This is a genomic window from Streptomyces sp. WELS2 (assembly GCF_013870595.1).
Classification (GTDB): Bacteria; Actinomycetota; Actinomycetes; order Streptomycetales; family Streptomycetaceae; genus Streptomyces.
The window spans coordinates 1-4,721 of sequence record NZ_JACBWZ010000495.1 but is presented as its reverse complement, the minus strand read 5'-3'; the positions used below and the strand labels follow the sequence as shown (position 1 = coordinate 4,721).

Genomic DNA, 4,721 nt, shown 5'->3' with positions numbered 1-4,721 from the left:
CCGGTGGCTCACCCGCCCACGGCGACCGGACCGCGCCCGCCCACCGGCACCCGTCCGGCTCCCAGGAAGCCGCCGATCCGCTCCCGAAGGCTCGCCGCGTCCAGGCCGTGCGCGGCCACGTGCTCCTCGATCGTGCCGTAGCGGCGCAGCTCGCGCCGGCCGACGCCGAGGCCGAGCACCCGGTGCGGCACATCGGACAGCGCCTCGCTGACCGCGGTCGTGGAGGTCCCCGCCAGGTACGGTTCGACCAGCACGACATCCGTACCGGCGCCCTCCGTGGCCCGGCGCAGCCCGGCCGCGTCGAACGGCCGTACCGTCGTCGCGTACAGCACGGTCACGTCCAGGCCCTCCGTGGCGGCGAGGACCGCGTCCAGCAGCGGGCCGACGGCGACCACGACACCCGCCCGGCCCTCGCGGACGGTGACGAAGCGCTGCCCGTCGACCGGCAGCCCCTTCCGGTTGGACTGCACGGACAGCCGTACGTACACCTTGTCGTCGCCCGCGGCGGCCGCGTGCCGCAGCAGGGTCTCGGCCTCGTCCGGATGCCCGGGCACATGCACGGTCCAGCCGTCCAGCGTGTTCAGGAGGGCCACATCGCCCGGAGCCATGTGGGTGAAGCCGCCGGCCGGCCAGTCGAAGGAGGCGGCGGCGCTCACCAGCACCGCGCCCGTGTTCTGGTGCCCCAGGTCCAGCTTGACCTGCTCGAACGGGCGCTCCACGAGGAAGCTGGCGAAGGTGTGCACGACGGGCCGCAGCCCGGTGAGTGCCAGCCCCGCCGCCGCCCCGACCAGCAGCTGTTCCCGGATGCCGACGTTGATCACCCGGTCGGGATGGCGGCGCATGGCGTCCCGGAAGCCGTCGAGACCGATCTCGGCGAGGACGACGGCGAGGCGAGGGTCCTCGTCCAGCAGCCGGGAGACGACGGGAGCGAAGCGGTCACGCATGGTGTCCATGGGGGTGTTGCCTTTCGTGGAGCGGGGGAGGATCAGGCGTTCTTCGGCTCGACGCGGGCCACGACGACATGCGGCCGGCCCGGGTGCGGCGCGGTGAACGCCTCGTACAGCGCCGCGTGATCGCGGCCGTCCACCGTGACGGCGGACCAGCCGGCGGCCTCGAAGCGGGCCGCGATCCCGCCGGGCAGCGCGTGGCTGGCGGAGGAGTTGTCGATCACGACGGTGTGCAGCCGGTCCAGTCCGGCGGGCCCGGCGAAGGCGATCGCCTCGTGATTGCTGCCCTCGTCCAGTTCGGCGTCCCCGATCAGCACCCAGACCGCCGGATCGGTGCGGCCCTGGGCGCGCAGGCCGAGCGTGGTGCCCACGGCGATCGGCAGCCCGTGCCCGAGCGATCCGCTGCCGATCTCGGCACCCGGCACCAGCACCCGGTCCGGGTGGTGGCCGAGCGGGGAGTCGTACGTGCCGAACCCCGGCAGCCACTCCACGGGAAGGAAGCCCTTCGCCGCGAGCACGGCGTAGTACGCCATGGGCCCGTGCCCCTTGCTGAGCAGGAAGCGGTCCCGGGCGGGGTCGGCGCGGCGCTCGGGGGTCACCCGGAGCACGCGGTCGTAGAGCACCCACAGCACGTCGAGCGTGGAGGTGGCGGCCGGTCCGTGCTTCTCGTCACCGGTCATGAGCCCCATCAGCCGGGGCAGGTCGTCGTAGCCGTACGCGTGGCGTTGATCCGTTGCGGTCGTCATACCCTTGATCGTGCAACCTCAACCAAACTTGAGGTCAAAGCCGGAAGGGGCGCGCGACCACCGACCCGAGTGCGGTATTGTTTCCCTGCGCGTTCGCCCGGGGAAACCCCAGGTCAGGACGCGCACCGGGACGTGGCGCAGCTTGGTAGCGCACTTGACTGGGGGTCAAGGGGTCGCAGGTTCAAATCCTGTCGTCCCGACTTGTGAGAGTCGCAGACGAGGGCCGGGTTCGGAGGTTTCCGAACCCGGCCCTCGTTCGTTTTTGGGGACCAGCCGGGGACCGGTGCCGACACCCTTCTGCGGGCCGGGTACGTTTCATGCCGTCCCTCCGGTCTCCGGGTCACAGGTCCTCGGCCGGCCAGTCCAGCAGCCGGGCGCCGATGACCGCGGTCTGCAGCATGTAGCGGTGGGCGGGATCGGCCGGGTTGGCGCCGGTGAGCCGGTGGATGCGTTCCAGGCGGTAGGTCATAGCCCGGACGCTGAGGGACAGGCGGCGGGCGGCCTCGGCGGCGACGCAGCCGGAGTCGAAGTAGGCGGTGAGCGTGTCGAGGAGCGGCTCGGCGCCGCCGCGTGCCGTGGTGAGCGGGCCGAGGGTGCCGAGGACGAGGTCGGCCATGGCCTGCCGGTCGCGGGTCAGGACGGGATAGACGAGGAGGTCGGCGGCGCGCAGGACGGGGTCGTCCAGACCCAGCCGTTCCGCCAGCTCCAGGGCGTTGAGGGCTTCCTCGTAGGACTGGACGACTCCGCCCGGCCCGGGTTGCGGCCGGCCGATCGCCACCGTGCCGCCGTCGGTGGCGGCATGGGCCTGTTTGGCGAAGTAGGGCAGGACCTCGTCCTCGTGGCCGGGGGCGACGCACAGCAGCCGGCCGTCCTTCGTGGTGAGCAGGACGTCGCGGTTGCCGAAGCGGGCCAGCAGCGCCTGCTCCACCTGCCGGGCGACCGGTGCGCCCTCCTCGTAGGCCACCGGGCCCTGGGCGACGGCGACGGCATGGGCGCGCGAGAGGCGCAGGCCGAAGCGTTCGGCGCGTTCGGCGAGGCGGCCGAGGTCGCTGCGGCCGTAGAGCAGGTCGTCGATGAACTCCCGGCGCGCGGCCTCCTCCTGGCGCACGGCGAGGCGCTGGGCGCGTTCGTAGCCCTCGGCGAAGGCGTCTATCACCTGGTGTACGGCGGCCAGGGTGCTGTCGGCGGAGCCGGGACCGTGCGACCGCACGGCACGCGCGGCGGTCAGATGGGCGCTGACCAGGGACCGCAGCCCGTAGCCGGCCTCCGCGGCCCGCTCGCCGAGGGTCCGCCGGGAGGCGATCTCGTCGCGGGTGAGGCGGCGGCCCGTGGCCGAGACCTCGGCCAGGATGTCGGCATAGCCGTCCAGATACTGCTCGGGAATGTCCCGCCCTGTCACGTCGCCCCCCAGGACCTTGACGCGCCGATGACGCTTTCTTAGCGGGTCACCGGCATGCAGACCCTAGTGAAGACTGCCGGACACCGGCAATGCGCGGGCGTGCGCCGGTCGCTCATCATGAGCCGAGGGGAGCACTGCGGGGGGTTCCGGTGCCGGACACCGGCAGGTGGTCCGGCACCGGAACGCGTGCCGAAGCGGTGCACCGTTCACCGACGCGCGCCTGTCCCTTCGACCGCCCACTGCCTCAAGGACGTATGCCATGTCTGCCACCGGCGTGCTCGCCGTCGCCCTCCTCCTGCTCACAGCGGTGCTCGTGCTGGTCCTCTCCCGGCTGTTCCGCAAGGTGGAGCAGGGCAAGGCACTGATCGTCTCCAAGACGCGCAAGGTCGACGTGACCTTCACCGGGCAGGTCGTGCTGCCGGTGCTGCACAAGGCCGAGGTGATGGACATCTCGGTGAAGACGATCGAGATCACCCGGGCCGGCAAGGAAGGGCTGATCTGCCGCGACAACATCCGCGCGGACATCCGGATCTCGTTCTTCGTCAAGGTCAACAAGACCGTGGAGGACGTCATCAAGGTCGCCCAGGCCGTCGGCACCCAGCGGGCCAGCGACCAGCGCACGCTCCAGGAGCTGTTCCACGCGAAGTTCTCCGAGGCGCTGAAGACGGTCGGCAAGCAGATGGACTTCACCGACCTGTACACCCAGCGCGAGGAACTCCGTTACAAAATAATCGAGTTGATCGGCGTCGACCTCAACGGCTACCACCTGGAGGACGCGGCGATCGACTACCTGGAGCAGACGCCGCTGACCCAGCTGGACCCGGCCAACGTCCTCGACGCCCAGGGCATCCGCAAGATCACCGAGCTGACGACGATCGAGCACGTGCGCACCAACGAGTACCAGCGCACCGAGGAGAAGGAGATCACCCGGCAGAACGTCGACGCCCGCGAGGCCATCCTGGAGCTGGAGCGCCGGCAGGCCGACGCCGAGATCAAGCAGCGGCGGGAGATCGAGACCTCCCGGGCGCGTGAGGAGGCCGAGACCGCGCGGGTGGTGGAGGAGGAGCGGCTGCGCGCCCAGTCCGCCTTCCTGCGCACGGAGGAGCAGCTCGGCGTGCAGCGGGAGAACCAGGCCCGTGAGGTCGCCGTCGCGGCGAAGAACCGTGAGCGGGTCATCGCCGTGGAGAACGAGCGCATCGAGAAGGACCGGCTGCTGGAGGCCATCGCCCGGGAGCGGGAGACCCAGCTGACGCGGATCGCCGCCGAGAAGGAGGTCGAGGCGGAGCGGCGGGACATCGCCGAGGTCATCCGCGAGCGGGTCGCGGTGGACCGCACGGTCGCCGAGCAGGAGGAGGCCATCAAGAAGCTGCGCGCGGTCGAGGAGGCCGAGCGGCAGCGGCAGGCCGTGGTCATCGCCGCGGAGGCCGAGGCGCAGGAGAAGCTGGTCAAGGACATCAAGGCGGCGGAGGCCGCCGAGCAGGCGGCCACCCACCGGGCCGCGGAGGAACTGACCCTGGCGCAGGCGCGGCTGAAGACCGCCGATCTCGACGCGCAGGCGAAGGTGCGGCTCGCCAGTGTCCGCGCGGTCTGCGAGTTCTGCACGAAGGCGTCGACGCCCTTGCCGAGCGC

General features: G+C 71.6%; 4 protein-coding genes and 1 tRNA gene. 2 read left to right on the top strand and 3 right to left on the bottom strand.

Going from position 1 to position 4,721, the window contains the following annotated elements; genetic code table 11:
• Window positions 1-8 precede the first annotated feature (8 nt).
• Together H5J33_RS24100 and H5J33_RS24095 are read right to left on the bottom strand one after the other, a co-directional pair.
• On the bottom strand, window positions 9-953 hold the full coding sequence (locus H5J33_RS24100; RefSeq protein ID WP_181796982.1) for a transketolase family protein: 945 nt from the start codon (window positions 951-953) through the stop codon (window positions 9-11).
• Between the two features lie 32 nt (window positions 954-985).
• The gene (locus H5J33_RS24095; RefSeq protein ID WP_181796981.1) at window positions 986-1,693 is read right to left on the bottom strand and encodes a transketolase; all 708 of its coding nucleotides are present in this window, start codon (window positions 1,691-1,693) and stop codon (window positions 986-988) included.
• A gap of 126 nt (window positions 1,694-1,819) precedes the next feature.
• Here H5J33_RS24095 and H5J33_RS24090 point away from each other — a divergent pair.
• Window positions 1,820-1,893 (top strand) — tRNA-Pro (locus H5J33_RS24090).
• Window positions 1,894-2,033: 140 nt separating this feature from the next.
• Here H5J33_RS24090 and H5J33_RS24085 read toward each other — a convergent pair.
• Complete coding sequence (locus H5J33_RS24085; protein ID WP_181796980.1) at window positions 2,034-3,092, bottom strand: helix-turn-helix domain-containing protein; 1,059 nt, start codon at window positions 3,090-3,092, stop codon at window positions 2,034-2,036.
• 259 nt (window positions 3,093-3,351) lie between these two features.
• Between H5J33_RS24085 and H5J33_RS24080 the strand changes: the two genes are divergently transcribed.
• On the top strand, window positions 3,352-4,721 hold a 1,370-nt coding region (locus H5J33_RS24080), incomplete at its 3' end, for a flotillin family protein (RefSeq protein WP_258565354.1).

Bases quoted from the DNA above. Each gene is read 5' to 3' on its own strand.
- H5J33_RS24100 (WP_181796982.1), bottom strand. From the start codon at position 953: ATGGACACCATGCGTGACCGCTTCGCTCCCGTCGTCTCCCGGCTGCTG.
- H5J33_RS24095 (WP_181796981.1), bottom strand. From the start codon at position 1,693: ATGACGACCGCAACGGATCAACGCCACGCGTACGGCTACGACGACCTG.